This is a genomic window from Phytohabitans kaempferiae (assembly GCF_042433955.1).
GTDB lineage: Bacteria > Actinomycetota > Actinomycetes > Mycobacteriales > Micromonosporaceae > Phytohabitans > Phytohabitans kaempferiae.
In genome coordinates this window covers 24,380-40,946 of record NZ_JBHLUH010000020.1, presented here as the reverse complement: position 1 = coordinate 40,946, position 16,567 = coordinate 24,380, and the positions used below count along the sequence as shown (strand labels likewise).

Below are 16,567 nucleotides of genomic sequence, written 5' to 3'. Positions count from 1 at the left end.
GGTTTGGTGAACAGGCCCGGCGCTCTTGTTCACAATCTTGAAGCCTGATAGAACACACGAAGCAGGTGCGGCGTCATGGTCCACCTCGTCGCGGTTCTGGAAGGACTTCCCATGGCTGATTCAGGCCTTTCTCGCCGTGTTTCTCGCCGTTCCGTGCTCCAGCTCGGCGGCGGCGTCGCGCTGCTGTTCGCGACCGGCGCCTGTGCCGCCGGTTCGAAGGAGGGCGGCTCGGGCGACAAGTCGGCGGGGCCGGCCGCCGGCACTTTGCGCATCGCGGTCTCCAGCTACCTCAGCAGCTGGGACCAGGACTTCGTCGGGTTCGACCTGACGGCGCTCATGCTCTACAAGAACGTTTTCCCATACCTGATCGACTACGGCGTCACCGAAGCCGGTGGCTCCAGGATCCTCGATACGCAGAACGTCACGCCGACGTTCGCCGAGTCGTTCGAGCCGAGCGCCGACCAGAAGGTCTGGACGCTCAAGCTGCGCCAGGGCGTCAAGTTCGCCAGCGGCAACGAGATGAAGGCCGCGGACGTCAAGTGGTCCAAGGACCGGGCCTTCGCCGCCCAGGCCAACGTCGCCGGCATCTACCGGACGATCGGCCTCACCGAGCCCGACCAGATCGAGGTCGTCGACGACTACACCGTGCGGATCACGCAGGCGTTCCCGAGCGCGCTGACCCGGCAGATCCAGGCCATCTCGCTGTACGTCTTCGACTCGGTGGAGGCCAAGAAGCACGCCACCGACGCCGACCCGTGGGCCAAGGACTGGCTGGCGAAGAACCCGCCGACCGGCGGCTACTTCAACGTCACCAAGGCCACGCAGGGCCAGGAGATCGTGCTGGAGGCCAACAAGGGGTACCCCGGCCCGGACCCGGCGAAGGCGGCCACCATCCGGATCACCGTGGTGCCGGACGGCTCCAACCAGCGCCTCCAGTTGCAGAACGGCGACATCGACGTGGCGCTCGGCATCGGCCAGCGGGACATCGCCGACCTCAAGAAGACCGACGGCGTCACGGTCGTCTCGGCCGCCAGCAACGAGCAGGTCGCGATCCAGATGTCCGTCACGACCGCGCCGTTCGATGACGTCAACGTCCGCAAGGCGCTGGCGTACGCGGTGCCGTACGAGCAGATCATCGCCAACGTGTACGGCGGCGACGCCCGCCCCACGAAGAGCCTCGTGCCGCTGGACATGCCCGGCTACGACGAGGCCGGCTACCCGTACACGTACAACGTCGACCAGGCCAAGGCGGCGCTCGGCGGCCGTACCGTCAGCTCGGAGCTGGTCTTCGAGACCGACAACGACACGCAGCAGCAGATCGCGGTGCTGGTGCAGAGCGAGGCGCGCAAGGTCGGCATCGAGCTGAAGCTGACCCCGCTCGACCCGGCCACGCTCGCCGGCCGGCGGCAGCAGAAGAACATCCCGCTCCAGCTCACGTCCGGCCAGCTGTGGGTCAACGACGTCGAGTACATGCTCGCCACGAGCTTCGTGAAGGGCGCCAACCTCAACTACGCCAACTACACCAACGCCGAGATCGAGCAGATCTACGAGCGGTCGCACACCACGGTCGACGAGCCGGCCCGGCTGGCGCTGTGGAAGCGGGTCCAGGAGATCTTCGCGGCCGAGGTGCCCTGGGTGATCATCTGTCAGCCCAACTTCAACCTGCCGGTCCGCTCGTCGGTCGCCGGCTGGGTCCAGCCGATGGACGGGCTGGCCCGGCTCCGCTACCTGAGCACGTCGGCCTGACCCTCGGATGCGGCTCCTCCGGTTCCTCGCCCGGCGACTGCTCCAGGTCGTCCCGGTCCTGCTCGGCGTCGTCGTACTGACGTTCGTGCTGGTGCGCGTGCTGCCCGGCGACCCGATCAGGACCATCCTCGGCCCGAACGCCACCGAAGCGGACGCGGCGGCCGCCCGCGCCCGCTTCGGCCTGGACAAGCCGATCTGGGAGCAGTTCCTGGACTACCTGCGAGGGCTGGTCACCGGCGACTTCGGCACGTCGATCCAGAGCGGCACCTCGGTCGGCTCGGAGTTGGCGCTCCGGGTCGGCCCCACACTCGAGCTGGTCGTCATCGCGGTCAGCCTCGCGCTGGTGATCGCCGTCGTGCTGGGCGTCTGGTCGGCCCGCCGGGCGGACCGCTTCGGCGACCACAGCGTGCGGATCGTCGCGCTGATCGGCAACTCGATGCCGGAGTTCTGGCTGGGCCTTGTGCTCATCCTGGTCGGCTACAGCGTGCTGGGCTGGTTCCCGGCGCCGAGCGGCCGGGTCGACCCCGACACCAACCTCACGCCGCTGACCGGGGCCGACCTGGTCGACGCGATGCTGACCGCCAACGGGCCGGCGTTCACCTCGGCGCTCAGCCACCTCGTGCTGCCGGTCGCCACGCTCGCCATCGTGGTCGTGGCGCCGCTGCTGCGCAGCGTCCGCGCCTCCGCGCTGGAGGTGCTGCGCTCCGAGGCGTACCTCGCCGCGACCACGCACGGCCTGCGCCCGCGCACGCTCCTTCGTGGGTACCTGCTGCGCCCCGCCCTGGTCCGGCTGCCGGCGCTGGCCGCGCTGGTCTTCGGCACCGCGATCGGCTCGACCGTCCTGGTCGAGTACGTCTACTCGTGGCAGGGCTTCGGCCAGTGGGCGCTGCGCGGGCTGCTCTACCGGGACTACCCGGTCGTGCAGGCGTCGGTACTGCTGATCGCGCTCTGCTACGTGATCGTGTTCCTGATCGCCGACCTGGTACACGCGATCCTCGACCCGAGAGTGAGGATCTGATGCGGACGAGCGTGCGTGGACGGGTCTTGCCCACGATGGCGGTGAGCGAGTGAGCGAAGAAATCGCAGCCGACCTGCGAGCCACGGGCGGCACGCCGACGCCGGCCGCCAAGCGCCGGGCCGGCGGTGGCGGCTTCTCCCGCGCGCTGATCGTCACCGGCGCGGCGATCCTGGCCGTGGTCGCGCTCGCCGCCCTGTTCGCGCCGCTGCTCAGCAACTGGGGCCCGGAGGAGATCGACCCCAACGCGACCCTCGCCGCACCGGGCGGCGCGCACCTGCTCGGCACCGACACCAACGGCATGGACATCTGGAGCCGGCTGCTCTACGCCGCCCGCCTCGACCTCGGCGTGGCGGTCACCGCCGTCGCGCTCGCGGTCGTGGTCGGTACGGCGCTCGGCCTGCTCGCCGGCTACCTCGGCGGCTGGGTCGACGACGTGCTGATGCGGATCGTCGACATCTTCCAGGCGTTCCCGACCTTCATCCTCGCGCTCGCGGTCGCCGCCCTGCTCGGCAACGGCACCGTCAACCTGGTCATCACGATCGCGGCGGTGAACGCCCCGGCGTACGCGCGCCTGGTCCGGGCCGAGGTGCGGTCGATCCGCGAGCTGCCGTACGTGGACGCCGCCATCACCTCCGGCGCCTCCACGCTCGGCGTGCTGTGGCGGCACGTACTGCCGAACAGCCTCACGCCCGTGCGGGTCATCGCGCCGCTGAACTGCGGCTGGGCGATGCTCACGCTGGCCGGGCTCTCCTTCCTCGGCCTCGGCGTGACCGTGCCGGCCGCCGAGTGGGGCGCGATGATCAGCCTGGGCAGCCCGGACGTGGTCGCCGGCCGCTGGTGGACCTCGGTGCCGCCCGGCCTGACCCTGCTGATCTGCGTGCTCGGCTTCAGCCTGCTCGGCGAGGGCCTTCAGGAGCGCGCCGACCGGAGGCGGTCCTCATGAGCGAGCGAAGCGAGCGAATCATCAGGCACAGCGCGTGTGGAGCCTCATGCCCGCCCGCAGCGAAGCGAGGACGGGCATGAGCGAGCGAAGTGGCACGGCGGCGCCCTCGGTGCCGCGCGAGCGAGTGGACCGGGACGCCCGGACCCACCTTCTGTCCATCGAGGACCTGTCGGTGCTGATCCGGCGGCCGGGGCGGGACGTCGCCGCGCTCAGCGGGGTCAACCTGCACGTCGACGCCGGCGAGGTGGTCGGGCTGGTCGGCGAGAGCGGCGGCGGCAAGAGCATGGTCGCCCGCGCGATCGTGGCGCTGCTGCCCGAGGGCTCCGAGGTCGGCGGCGCGGTCCGGTTCGAGGGCGCGGACGTGCTGGCCATGGACGAGGCGGCGCTCGCGACCCACCGGGGCCACGGCGCGGCGCTCTGCTTCCAGAACCCGCGCGGCGCGCTCAGCCCGACCCGTACCGTCGGCCGCCAGCTCACCGACCGCCTCACGACGCACCAGAAGCTGGACCGGGCGGCGGCCCGGGAGAGCGCCCGCCAGCTCTTCGAGGCGGTCGGCATCCGCAACCCGGCCCGGCGGCTGGAGGCGTACCCGCACGAGCTTTCCGGCGGCATGGCGCAGCGCGTGATGATCTCGCTGGCCACCGGCTGCGCGCCCGGGCTGCTGATCGCCGACGAGCCGACCACCGGGCTGGACGTCACGCTGACCGGGGAGATCCTGCGCCAGTTCCGGCACGCCGCCGACACCGACGGCCGGGGCGTACTGCTGATCTCGCACGACCTCGCCTCGATCGCGCCGATCTGCGACCGGGTCGTGGTGCTCTACGCCGGCACGGTGGTGGAGAGCGGCCCGGCGACGAAGGTGCTGCGCGAGCCGGCGCATCCGTACACGCGGGCGCTGCTCGCCTCGGTGCCGGACGTCTCCGGCCGACCGGCCCGCGCGATCGGTGGGGCCATGCCGCTGCTGCCGTCGCCGCCCGCGGCGTGTCCGTTCGCGCCGCGCTGCGCCCACGCGACCGAGGAGTGCGGCGCGTCGCGGCCCGCCCTCGCCGGCGACGGCTGGCAGTACGCGTGCTTCCATCCGCAGACCGGCACGGTCACGGCGCCCCCCGAGGGAGGCGGCAAGCCGGCGCGGACGGCTACCGACCGCGTCGTGCTGGACATAGCGGACGCGCACGTCGTGTACGGGAGCCGCTTCGGCAGCGGCGGCCACCACGCCCTGCGCGGCGTCACCCTTCAGGTCCGCGCCGGCGAGACGGTGGGCGTGGTCGGGGAGAGCGGCTGCGGCAAGAGCACGCTCGCCCGGCTCATGCTCGGCCTCAACGCGCCCAGCAGCGGCACCGTACGGCTCGCCGGCACCGACCTGCGCGCGCCGCGCGGCAAGAAGCTGCGCCGGCTGCGTACCCGGGCCCGGCTGGTCTTCCAGGACCCGGTCGGCTCGCTGAGCCCGCGCCGTACGGTGGCGGACGCGATCGGCGAGCCGTTGCGCGCGCTGGGCGTACCGGCGGCCGAGCGGGAGCGGAAGGTCGCCGAGGTGCTGGCCCGGATGAACCTCGACCCGGCCATGCTGCGGCGCCGCCCGCACGAGCTCTCCGGCGGCCAGGCGCAGCGGGTCGGCATCGCCCGCGCGTTGGTCGGCAACCCCGACCTGATCGTCTTCGACGAGCCGACCTCGGCGCTGGACGTGACCGTGCAGGCGCAGATCCTCGACGTGATCGCCGAACTGGCCGGGGACGCCTCCCGAGGCTCGGTGTTCATCTCCCACGATCTGGCCACCGTGCGCGGCTTCTGCGACCGGGTCGTGGTGCTCTACCTCGGCCGGATCGTCGAGCAGGGGCCGGTGGACGAGGTGTTCGGCAACCCGCTGCATCCGTACACGCGGGCCCTGCTCTCCAGCGCGCCCAGCCTCGACGGCGCGGCCAGCTCCGGGGCGATCCTGCCTCGGGTCGAGCTGGCCAAGGACCTGGACGAGGCGGATGCCACCACCGGCTGCCCGCTCGCCGCGCGGTGCCCGTTCGCCACCGACAGGTGCCGGACCGAGCCGCAGCGGCTCGTGTCGTACGGGGCGGCGGAGGCGGCCTGCTGGCGCGTACCCGAGATCCCCGCTCTGCTCCGGGAAAGGACCTGAGAACCGTGCCCGATCCACACATCCGGCTCGCCGTCGACATCGGCGGGACCTTCGTCGACGCGATGGAGCTGGACACTCGCACCAACCAGGTCCGCTTCCGCAAGGCGTCCACCACCCCGGCCCGCCCCGCCGACGGCGTGCTGAACGCGATCGCCGAGCTGGGTACCGACCTGTCCGAGGTGGAGCTGTTCATCCACGGCACCACGCTCGGCCTCAACGCGGTGCTGGAGCGGCGGGGCGGCGCCACCGGCATCATCACCAACGAGGGCTTCCGGGACATCTTCCTGCTCGGCCGCGGCAACGTCCCCGCCGACCACATGTACGACTTCACGTACCAGCGGCCGGAGAGCCTGGTGAAGCGCCGGTACACGGCCGGCGTCGTGGGGCGGCTGGACTACAAGGGCCGGGTCGTGCGGGAGCTGGACCCGGGCAGCGTCCGCGAGGCCGCCCGCACGCTCGTGGAGGAGCAGGGCGTGCGCTCCATCGCGATCTGCTTCCTGCACTCGTTCCTCGACCCGAGCCACGAGCGGGAGGCGGCCCGGATCATCCACGAGGCGTACCCGGACGTCAGCCTCTCCCTCTCCACCGACATCGTCCGGGAGTACCGGGAGTACGAGCGGACCAGCACCACCGTGCTGGAGGCGTACATCCGGCCGATCTTCGAACGGTACGTGGACGAGCTGGAGACCGGGCTGGCCGAGCGGGGCTTCGCCGGCCGGTTCCTGATCATGCGCTCCGGCGGCGGCTCGATGACCTCCACGGTGGCCAAGACGTCGCCGACCCACACCGTGCTCTCCGGTCCCGCCGGCGGCATCGTCGGCGCCGCGTACCTCGCCGGCGCGCTGGGCCGCGACAACATGCTCACCTTCGACATCGGCGGCACCTCGCTGGACGCGTGCGTGATCGAGCGGGGCAGCGCGGTCGCCGCGTACGAGTCGCAGCTCGAGCACTTCCCGCTGCTCATCCCGGCGTACGACATCCGCACGATCGGCGCCGGCGGCGGCTCGATCGCCTGGCTCGACCGCGGCCTGCTCAAGGTGGGGCCGCGCAGCGCCGGCGCCGACCCCGGCCCGGTCTGCTACGGCCGGGGCGGCACCGAGCCGACCGTCACCGACGCCGCGGTCGTGCTCGGCTACATCGACCCGGACCGGTTCCTCGGCGGCAACATGGGACTCCAGGCGGACGCCGCCCGGCAGGCGCTCACCGAGAAGGTCGCCGAGCCGCTCGGGCTCACCGCCGAGGCCGCCGCGGCCGGGGTCGTCGACGTGCTGCTGGCCCGCACCGTCGGCGCGGTCCGGCAGATCACCGTCGAACGTGGACACGACCCCCGGGTCTTCTCGCTGCTCGCGTTCGGCGGGGCGGGACCGCTGCTGGCCCCGCTGCTGGCCCGGGAGATGGGCATCCGCGAGGTGGTGGTGCCGTTCGCCCCCTCCGGCTTCTCCGCGTGGGGCATGCTGTCGGCCGACATCGTCGACGACTTCGCCCGCACCGTGATGGCCACATTGGACGACGCCGACCTGGACGAGCTGGAGACCCTCTACAAGGGAGTGGAGGCGGACGCGCTCGCCTCGCTCACCGACCAGGGCGTCGCGCCGGCCGACACGGTGCTGGAGCGGCAGCTGGAGCTGCGCTACCTCGGACAGGAGCACTCGCTGATGGTCACCGTCGGGCGCGAGCTGCGCCCGGACGCCATCCGGACCGCCTTCGAGGAGCTGCACCACGCCCGGTACGGCCACACGATGGGCAACCGCCTCCAGATCCTCAACCTGCGCGTGCGCGGCATCGGCCGGACGACGCGCCCGACGCTCGGGGAGCCGGCGCCCGGCGACGGCAACCCGGAGCGTGCGCTGCGCGGGCACCGCACCGCCTACGACGTGGCGACCCGGTCGATGGTCCCGTTCGCCGTGTACGACCGGGACGCGCTCGCCCCCGGCGACCGCTTCACCGGCCCGGCACTCGTGGACGAGGGCACCTCGACCACGGTCGTGCCGAGCGGCCAGCGGGTCGAGGTGGATGCCCACGGCTACCTGCTCGTGACCTTGGAGGTGTGACCCAATGACCACAGTGGACGGTGCTGCCACCGAGGTGGTGCGCAGCTACCTCATCTCCGCCGCCGAGGAGATGCGCGCGACGCTGATCCGCACCTCGTTCAACCCGGTCATCTACGAGGTGCACGACTTCGGCATGTCCATGTACGACGCCGACCTGCGGCTGATCGCCGAGGCGACCGGCCTCACGTTCTTCCTCGGCGCCAACGACTTCTCGCTGCGCAAGGGCGTGGAGTACGTCGGCCGGGAGAACCTGCACCGCGGCGACGTCGTGCTGCTCAACTACCCGTACTGGAACGCCGCGCACGCCGCCGACGCGACCCTCTTCGCCCCGGTCTTCACCCCGGAGGACGAGGAACTGGTCGGCTTCCTCTGCGTCCGGGCACATTGGATGGACCTCGGCGCCAAGGACCCGGGGTACGTGCTGGACTCCACCGACATGCACCAGGAAGGGCTCATCTTCCCGGGCACGAAGGTGGTCTCCCGGGGCGAGCCGGTGCACGAGATCCACGAGCTGATCCGCTTCAACTCGCGCATGCCGGCGGAGGTGCTCGGCGACCTGCACGCCCAGATCGCCGCGCTGCGTACCGGCGAGCGGCGGCTGCTGGAGATCCTCGACAAGTTCGGCCGCCCGACCGTCGCGGCGGCGGTGCAGCGGATGATCGACGACGGCGCGGCGCGCAGCCGGGCCGCCCTCGACGCGCTGCCGCAGGGCTCCTGGACCGCGGTCGACTGGGTCGACGACGACGGAATCGGGACCGAACCCGTCCGGATGCAGGCCACGGTCACCATCGCGGACGGGGAGTTCACCGTCGACTTCGCCGGCTCGTCGTCGGCCACGGCGGGACCGATCAACATGCCGTTCGGCGCCACCGAGGCGATCTGCAAGGTCGTACTCAAGTCGCTCACCTCGCCGGAACAGCCCTCCAACGAGGGCACGGTCGCGCCGCTGCGGGTCAAGGCCGAACCGGGCACGCTCTTCCACGCCGTGTACCCGCAGCCCACCTACACGCTCTGGACCGGCATCGTGGCGGTCGAGCTGATCCTCAAGGCGCTCGCCCAGGGGATGCCCGACCGGCTGCCGGCCTCGTCCGGTGGTGACGTGCCGGGGTTCATGATGGTCGGTACGCATCCGGACACCGGGCAGCTCTTCGCGGTCAGCAACAACGACCCGGTCGGCTGGGGCGCCACCGTCACGCACGACGGCATGAACGCGGCGACCCACGTCTCCGGCAGCACCGGGCGGATCACGCCCATCGAGGTCCTCGAAGCGAAGACGGGGATGTTCTTCGAGCGGGTCGAGATGCGGACGGATTCCGGTGGTGCGGGTCGGTTCCGTGGTGGTGTGGGGCTGCGGCGGGACATCCGGTTCGTGACGCCGGGGGAGTTTCTGTCGGTGATCAAGAAGACGCGCAGTCGTCCGTGGGCGTTGGCTGGTGGGCAGGAGCCGGAGGCCAACCAGGTGGTGGTGTTTCCGGGTACGGATCGGGAGGCGCGGGTCAGCACCAAGCGGACCCGGGTCGAGGTCGGTGACCGGGTCACGCTGCTGACCGCTGGTGGTGGTGGGCACGGCGAGCCGGGGCGGCGCGACCCGGAGGCGGTACGGGAGGACGTGGCCGAGGGCTTCGTCTCGCCCGAGGCGGCCGCCGACGTCTACGGCCTCCGGGACGACGGGGACCGGGATGCCTGACGTAGACGGCGCCACCGTCGAGGTGGTGCGCAGCTACCTCGTGGCCGCGGCCGAGGAGATGCGGGCGACACTCATCCGCACCGCGTTCAACCCGGTCATCTACGAGGTGCACGACTTCGGCATCTCCATCTACGACGCCGGCCTGCGCCTGGTCGCCGAGTCCACCGGGCTGAGCCGCTTCCTCGGCGCCAACGACCACTCGATCCGCAAGGGCGTCGAGTACGTCGGCGCGGAGGCGCTGCGCCCCGGCGACGTGGTCCTGCTCAACTACCCGTACTGGAACGCCGCCCACTCGTACGACGCGACGCTCTTCGCCCCCGTGTTCCTGGAGGGCTCGCTCGTGGGGTACCTGTGCATCCGGGCACATTGGATGGACCTCGGCGCCAAGGACCCGGGGTACGTGCTCGACTCCACCGACATGCACCAGGAGGGGGTCATCTTCCCCGGCACGCGCGTCTTCCGCGACGGGCGGCCGGTGCCGGAGATCCTCGAGCTGATCCGCTTCAACTCGCGGATGCCCGACCTGGTCCTGGGCGACCTGCACGCGCAGGTGGCCGCGATCCGCACCGGTGAGCGGCGGCTCGCCGAGGTGTACGCGCGCTACGGCCGCCACACCGTCGACACCGTCGTGGAGACCGTCATCGCCGCCGCCGAGGCGTCCACATCGGAGGCCGTCGCGGCCCTGCCGCAGGGCTCGTGGACCGCGGAGGACTGGCTCGACGACGACGGTGTCAGCACCGAGCCGATCCGCATGCGGTGCACCGTGACCGTCGCGGATGGACGGTTCACGGTGGACTTCGCGGGCTCGTCGCCGGCCGTGCCCGGACCGGTCAACCTGCCGTTCGGCGCGACGATCGCCACCGCCCGGGTCGCGTTCAAGGCGATCACCACGCCGGGGGAGCAGACCAACGCCGGGCACTTCGCCGCCCTCGACGTCAAGGCCGAGCCGGGCACTCTCTTCCACGCGGTGTACCCGGCGGCGACGTTCACCCAGTGGACCGGCACGGTCGCGCTGGAGCTGATCTACAAGGCGCTCGCCCAGGGGATGCCCGAGCGGTTGCCGGCCTCGTCCGGTGGTGACGTGCCGGGGTTCATGATGGTCGGTACGCATCCGGACACCGGGCAGCTCTTCGCGGTCAGCAACAACGACGCGGTCGGCTGGGGCGCGGCCCCGGACCACGACGGCATCGGGCCGGCCAACCACCTCTGCCAGACCCAGGCCCGCAACACTCCGGTCGAGGTGCTGGAGGCGAAGACGGGGATGTTCTTCGAGCGGGTCGAGATGCGGACGGATTCCGGTGGTGCGGGTCGGTTCCGTGGTGGTGTGGGGCTGCGGCGGGACATCCGGTTCGTGACGCCGGGGGAGTTTCTGTCGGTGATCAAGAAGACGCGCAGCCGTCCGTGGGCGCTCGACGGCGGGCAGGAGCCGGAGGCCAACCAGGTGGTGGTGTTTCCGGGTACGGATCGGGAGGCGCGGGTCAGCACCAAGCGGACCCGGGTCGAGGTCGGTGACCGGGTCACGCTGCTGACCGCTGGTGGTGGTGGGCACGGCGAGCCGGGCGAGCGCGACCCGGAGGCGGTACGGGAGGACGTCGCGGAGGGGTACGTCTCCGCCGCGGCGGCACGGGAGTTGTACGGAGTGGCGATATGAGTCAGGACGGCGCCAGCGGATCGACCGTGGTCGTGGGCTGCACCATTGTGGACGGACGGGTCGTCGAGGGCGTGGCCGCCGTGCCGGACGCCGCGGTGTGGGTACGCGGCGACCGGATCGCCGCCGCCGGGCCGCGTGACGAGGTCGTCGCCCAGGCCCGCGCGGCGGGGGAGCACGTCACCGTCGACCTCGGCGGCGCGTACCTGACGCCCGGCCTTGTCAACATGCACACACACCTGTCGCTCTCGCTGCCCGGCAGCGGCGGCGACGGGGTCAAGACGATGAACCCGCACGAGCTGGCGCTCTACATGGCCGACGGCGCCCGCCGCACGCTGCTCGCCGGCGTGACCACGGTGCGCTGCGTCGCGGAGAAGAGCCACGCCGACTTCGCGCTCCGCCGGGCGATCACCGCCGGCCGCGTCCCCGGGCCGCGCATCTTCACCGCCGGGCGGGCGCTGGTCTGCACCGGCGGCCACGGCCACGAGAGCCCGGACACGCTGGAGTGCGACGGCGCAGACGGGTTCCGCCAGGGCGTACGCAGCCAGGTCAAGGCGGGCGCCGATCTGATCAAGGTGATGATCTCCGGCGGGATCGCCGGCGAGCACGAGCGGATCAACACGCGCCAGCTCTTCCCCGACGAGCTGGCCGCCGTCATCGAGACCGCGCACGCCTGGGGGCGGCGGGTCACCGCGCACGCCGGGCCGGCCGATGTGATCGGCGAGGCGGTCGAGCTGGGGCTGGACTGCGTCGAGCACGGCTACGAGCTGACCCCCGAGGTGGCCGCGCGGATGGCCGCGCGGGGCACCGCGCTGGTCCCCACGCTGCTGGTCACGCGCTGCAAGGAGTTCTTCGACGAGCTCGGCGTACCGGAGTGGATGCAGGCCCGCTCGCTCGGCGCCGGGCCGAGGCACCTGGAGAGCTACGCGACCGCGCTGGCCGCCGGCGTGGAGGTGCTGCTCGGCAGCGACATGCCGCCGTTCTGGCACTTCGAGGGGACCAACGCCTCGGTGCGCGAGCTGGAGTACATGTCGGAGGCGGGCATCGGGCCGGCCCGTGCCCTGTACGCCGGCACGCTCGGGCCGGTGCGCTGGCTGCGGGCGGAGGACGACCTCGGCACCGTCCAACCTGGACGGTACGCCGATCTGATCGCGATGGACGCCGACCCGGCCGCGCACACCTCCGCCTTCCGTGGCGTGCGCTGGGTCATGGCCGGCGGGCGAGTGGTCCGGGACGACCGGGCGGGATGGAGCGTGGCATGAGAGAGACGTCCTTCGCCGTGGGCGGCGACGCGGAGCTGATCGCGGCCGGCATCGCGGACATGTACGACGCGTTCCTGGCCGGCGACCGCGACCGCTTCGACAGCCACCTGCACCCCGAGGTCACCACCTGGGAGACGCACCTGCCCGGGCCGCTGCGGACCCGCGCCGAGCTGGACGCCTACCGCGAGACGCGGGACGCGGTGGGCCAGCGGCCGAGGCTGGACCGGCTCGACGCCACCGACCTGCGGGTCGACGTGTGGAACGACACCGCCGCCGCCCGGTACGTGCTGGTCGCCGTGCCGGCCGGCGCCGGAAACGCGGAGCAGAGCCGGGTCACCGACGTGCTGCGCCGCGACGGTGACCGGTGGGTCATCGTGCACCACCACGCCGAGCGGGTGCCCCTCGCGGCCCCGTCCGGCCCCGCTGGAACCCCCGCCGGGCCCCGCACCAGGCCCGGCGGGCCGGCGGAGGTGCCGTGATCCGGCGGCTCCGCGCGTACGCCACCGGCGAGCCGGCCGACGTGCTGGCCGTCGCCGAGCTGCCGGACGACCCGCCGCCCGGGCCGGGGCAGGTCACGCTGGCCGTACGCGCGGTCGGGCTCAACTTCCTCGACGTGATGCTCTGCCGGGGCACGTACCCGGTGCGGCCGGACCCGCCGATGACGCCCGGCGTGGAGGTGGCCGGCCGGGTCGTCGCCACCGGCGCCGGCGCCGAGCACCTGGCCGGCCTGGACGTGGTGGCCTGCCCGGCCCTGCCGCACGGCGCGCTCGGCGAGAGCGTGACGCTGGACGCCACGCTCGCCACGCCACTGCCGGACGGCTTCGATCCCGTGGTCGCGGCGGCGCTGCCGGTGACGTACCAGACGGCCTGGTGGGCGCTGGAGCGGGCCGGCGTCCGCGCCGGCGAGACGGTGCTGGTGCACGCCGGCGCCGGCGGGGTGGGGATCGCCGCGACGCAGCTCGCGGTGGCCCGCGGCGCCCGCGTGATCTGCACCGCCGGCGGGGCGGCGAAGCTCGCCACCTGCCGCGACAACGGCGCCGCGCTCGCCGTGGACTACCGGGCGGAGGACTTCGTCGCGGCCGTACGGGACGCCACCGGCGGTGCCGGCGTCGACGTGGTGCTCGACCCGGTGGGCGGCGACGTCTTCGCCCGTTCACTGTCCTGTTTGGACTTCGAGGGGCGGATCGTGGCGATCGGCGCGGCCGGCGGTCCGCCGCCCCCGGTCGACCCGATGGCGCTCGTCGCCGCCAACGCCACGCTCGTCGGCCTCTCCTGGGGCTCGGCCTACCCGTGGCGGCGCCCAGAGCGCGTGCGGGAGGTCTACGCGGAGCTGTTCGCGCACTGTGCCACCGGTGCCGTACGCCCGCCGGTGACCCGCACGGCCACGCTCGACGAGGCGCCGGCCGCCCTCGCCGACCTGGCCGCCCGGCGCACCACCGGCAAGATCGTCGTCCAGGTTGGAAGGGGAGAGCCGTGAGCGACATGGAGCTTTACGACCTGCGGGTCTGCGTGGACCGCATCGAGGGGCGCTCGGTGTGCGGCATGTCCGTGGGGGACTACTTCGAGCTCACCGACAGCGCCCACCTCAAGATCCCGGAGGGCAAGCACTTCTGCGTGTACGCGGTCGCCGCCGTGCTGCCCTTCCTCGCCGCCAAGCAGCGCGAGGTGCCGGCCGGCGACTGGCTCGCCCAGGACTCCCACTTCGCCTGCCCCGACCCGGAGGAGCGGCTCGTGATGCGGGTCGAGCGCACCGGCAGGCGGCGGATGAACTCCGCGGACCTCACATGAGCGAGCTGGCGAGCGAATCATCGAACTCAGCGAATTCGCGCCCCACGGCCGTGAGAATCGGGAAGACCGGATGAGCGGTGTGGAGGTCGGGCTGGGGTTGCAGAGCGACAAGCCCGCCGGCACGTACGCGCGCCTCGCCCGCCGCGCCGAGGAGTGCGGCTTCGACGTGCTGACCGTCTTCGGCGACCTGATGTACCAGCCGCCGATCTTCCCGCTGCTGGAGATGGCGCCCGCGACCGAGCGGGTCCGGCTCGGCCCGGCCTGCCTCAACCCGTACTCGATGGCGCCGTACGAGATCGCCGGGCAGGTGGCCGCCCTCGACCTCGCCTCGGGCGGCCGGGCGTACCTGGGACTGGCCCGCGGCACCTGGCTCGGCGCGGTCGGCATCGCGCAGCCGCGCCCGCTGACCGCCCTGCGCGAGTGCGCCGAGGTCGTGCGCCGGCTGCTGGCCGCCGATACGAGCGGCTTCGCGGGCGAGGTCTTCACGCTCGAGCCGGGCACCGCGCTGCGCTACGGCGTGGCCCGCCCGGACCCGCCGCTGCTGATCGGCGCGTGGGGCGCGCGCGGCGCGGCGCTGGCCGGGCGGATCGCCGCCGAGATCAAGGTGGGCGGCAGCGCCAACCCCGCGATGGTCGAGGTCGTCCGCGACCGCCTGCGCCCCGGTGCCGCGCGCGCCGGCCGGCCCGTCGGCGACATCGGCATCGTGCTCGGCGCGGTCACGGTGGTCGACCGGGACGGCGCGGCCGCCCGGGCGCACGCCCGCACCGAGGTCGCGATGTACCTGGCGGTCGTCGCCGAGCTGGACCCCACCGCGGGCGTGCCGGCCGACCTGATCGCCCGGGTCACCGCGCTGGTCGACGCCGGCGAGCACGCCGCCGCCGGGCGGCTCATCCCGGACGACGTGCTCGACCTGTTCGCCTTCGCCGGCACGCCGGAGCAGGTGGCCGAACGGGCGCAGGCGCTGATCGACGCGGGCGTGCGCCGGGTCGAGTTCGGCACGCCGCACGGGCTGACCGACGAGGGCGGCGTCGAACTGCTCGGCACCGAGGTGCTCCCGCTCCTGCGCCGCGAACCAGCCCGCCCCGCCGGCGGGGCCGGCGGCAGGGAAGCCGCGCCGGCCGGCACGCGTGGACCGGTGAGCCGATGAGCGCCGCCCAGGTGGTCGTCGCCACCGGCGTCCGGGCCGACCACGCGTTGCTCACGAGCGTGGCGGAGGCGGAGTTCGAGCGGCTTGGAGTGCCCGGCACCGTCGCGGTCGTGTCCGGCGCGGCCGAGTTGCGCGAGCGGCTGGCCGCCGGTACGCCCACCGTCGTGCTGCCCGGCCCGGCGGCGGAGGTCCGCGCGCTGATGGCGGTCGACGGTCCGCACGCGGCGGCGACCGTCTGGTACGACATCGAGGTCACCGGCCCGGCGGCGGTCGCGTCCGGCGCCGTCCACCTGTACGGCCGGGGCGTCTGGGGCCTGGTCTGGGCGATCCGGCACGCGGTGCTGCGGCTGCGGCATCCGGCGACCCGGATCGCGTACGGGCCCCATCCCGACCAGTACGGCGAGCTGCGCCTGCCGGCGACCGGCGGCCCGGTGCCGGTGGCGGTGCTGCTGCACGGCGGCTTCTGGCGCTCGGTCTGGGCCGCCGACCTGATGGACGCGCTCGCCGCAGACCTGGTGGCGCGCGGCTTCGCGGCCTGGAACCTGGAGTACCGGCGCCCGGACCGCTACGGCTGGGCCGCCACCACCGCCGACGTCGCGGCCGGCATCTCCGCACTGTCCAAAGTCGACACCAGCGGAGACGCGGCACTGTCCGGGCTGGATACCGGAACGGCCGCGCCGGCCCTGGACCTGGACCGCGTGGCCGTGCTCGGGCACTCGGCCGGCGGCCAGCTCGCCCTGCGGGTCGCCGCCGACGGCGGGCGGGTCGCGCTCGCGGTGTCGCTGGCCGGCGTGCTCGACCTGGCCGGCGGCGACGGCCGGGCGATCGGCACCGGCGCGGTGACCGCGGCGCTCGGCGGGCCGCGCTACGAGGTGCCGGAGGTCTACGCCGCATCCGACCCGATGGCCCGCGTGCCGATCGGCGTGCCGCAGCTCGTGGTGCAGGGCGCCGCCGACGACCTCGACCTGATCGACTTCAACCGCCGGTACGTCGCCGCGGCCCGGGCCGCCGGTGACGACGTGCGGTACGTCGAGGAGGCCGGCGACCACTTCGCGGTGATCGATCCGTCGGCGCCGCTCTGGCACACCACGATGGCGGCGGTGGCGGAGGCGCTGGGCGTCGCCGAAAAAATTACGTGAGAGTGAACACCGG

The 16,567-nt window shown here is 73.1% G+C and carries 13 protein-coding genes; all 13 read left to right on the top strand.

The window, feature by feature from the left end; genetic code table 11:
* Positions 1-111: 111 nt before the first annotated feature.
* The 13 genes from ACFFIA_RS13690 to ACFFIA_RS13630 all read left to right on the top strand — a co-directional run bounded on the left by ACFFIA_RS13690 (position 112) and on the right by ACFFIA_RS13630 (position 16,554).
* Entirely contained in the window at positions 112-1,746 is a 1,635-nt protein-coding gene (locus tag ACFFIA_RS13690) for an ABC transporter substrate-binding protein (RefSeq protein WP_377250623.1), read from the top strand.
* Between the two features lie 7 nt (positions 1,747-1,753).
* Entirely contained in the window at positions 1,754-2,764 is a 1,011-nt protein-coding gene (locus ACFFIA_RS13685; RefSeq protein ID WP_377250621.1) for an ABC transporter permease, read from the top strand.
* Between the two features lie 49 nt (positions 2,765-2,813).
* Positions 2,814-3,707, top strand: coding sequence for an ABC transporter permease (locus tag ACFFIA_RS13680; protein ID WP_377250619.1), 894 nt, complete (start codon positions 2,814-2,816; stop codon positions 3,705-3,707).
* Positions 3,708-3,783: 76 nt separating this feature from the next.
* The gene (locus ACFFIA_RS13675) at positions 3,784-5,832 is read left to right on the top strand and encodes an ABC transporter ATP-binding protein (RefSeq protein ID WP_377250616.1); all 2,049 of its coding nucleotides are present in this window, start codon (positions 3,784-3,786) and stop codon (positions 5,830-5,832) included.
* 5 nt (positions 5,833-5,837) lie between these two features.
* A complete protein-coding gene (locus ACFFIA_RS13670; protein ID WP_377250614.1) occupies positions 5,838-7,883 on the top strand; it encodes a hydantoinase/oxoprolinase family protein in 2,046 nt (681 codons plus the stop codon).
* A gap of 4 nt (positions 7,884-7,887) precedes the next feature.
* Positions 7,888-9,570, top strand: a complete 1,683-nt coding sequence (locus ACFFIA_RS13665; RefSeq protein WP_377250611.1) for a hydantoinase B/oxoprolinase family protein — start codon at positions 7,888-7,890, stop codon at positions 9,568-9,570.
* Complete coding sequence (locus ACFFIA_RS13660) at positions 9,563-11,221, top strand: hydantoinase B/oxoprolinase family protein (protein ID WP_377250609.1); 1,659 nt, start codon at positions 9,563-9,565, stop codon at positions 11,219-11,221. The genes ACFFIA_RS13665 and ACFFIA_RS13660 overlap by 8 nt, the downstream gene beginning before the upstream one ends.
* Positions 11,218-12,480 carry an amidohydrolase family protein gene (locus ACFFIA_RS13655; protein ID WP_377250607.1) on the top strand — a complete coding sequence of 421 codons (1,263 nt, stop codon included), beginning with the start codon at positions 11,218-11,220 and terminating at the stop codon, positions 12,478-12,480. Before ACFFIA_RS13660 ends, ACFFIA_RS13655 begins: the two co-directional genes overlap by 4 nt.
* Complete coding sequence (locus ACFFIA_RS13650; RefSeq protein ID WP_377250605.1) at positions 12,477-12,959, top strand: DUF4440 domain-containing protein; 483 nt, start codon at positions 12,477-12,479, stop codon at positions 12,957-12,959. The genes ACFFIA_RS13655 and ACFFIA_RS13650 overlap by 4 nt, the downstream gene beginning before the upstream one ends.
* A complete protein-coding gene (locus ACFFIA_RS13645) occupies positions 12,956-13,957 on the top strand; it encodes an NADPH:quinone oxidoreductase family protein (protein WP_377250602.1) in 1,002 nt (333 codons plus the stop codon). The genes ACFFIA_RS13650 and ACFFIA_RS13645 overlap by 4 nt, the downstream gene beginning before the upstream one ends.
* A gap of 5 nt (positions 13,958-13,962) precedes the next feature.
* On the top strand, positions 13,963-14,268 hold the full coding sequence (locus tag ACFFIA_RS13640) for a TIGR04076 family protein (protein ID WP_377250762.1): 306 nt from the start codon (positions 13,963-13,965) through the stop codon (positions 14,266-14,268).
* A 70-nt stretch (positions 14,269-14,338) separates the two neighbouring features.
* On the top strand, positions 14,339-15,415 hold the full coding sequence (locus tag ACFFIA_RS13635) for an LLM class flavin-dependent oxidoreductase (protein ID WP_377250600.1): 1,077 nt from the start codon (positions 14,339-14,341) through the stop codon (positions 15,413-15,415).
* Positions 15,412-16,554 (top strand): alpha/beta hydrolase family protein, encoded by a 1,143-nt coding sequence (locus ACFFIA_RS13630; protein WP_377250597.1) that lies wholly within the window; start codon positions 15,412-15,414, stop codon positions 16,552-16,554. The genes ACFFIA_RS13635 and ACFFIA_RS13630 overlap by 4 nt, the downstream gene beginning before the upstream one ends.
* Positions 16,555-16,567 lie beyond the last annotated feature (13 nt).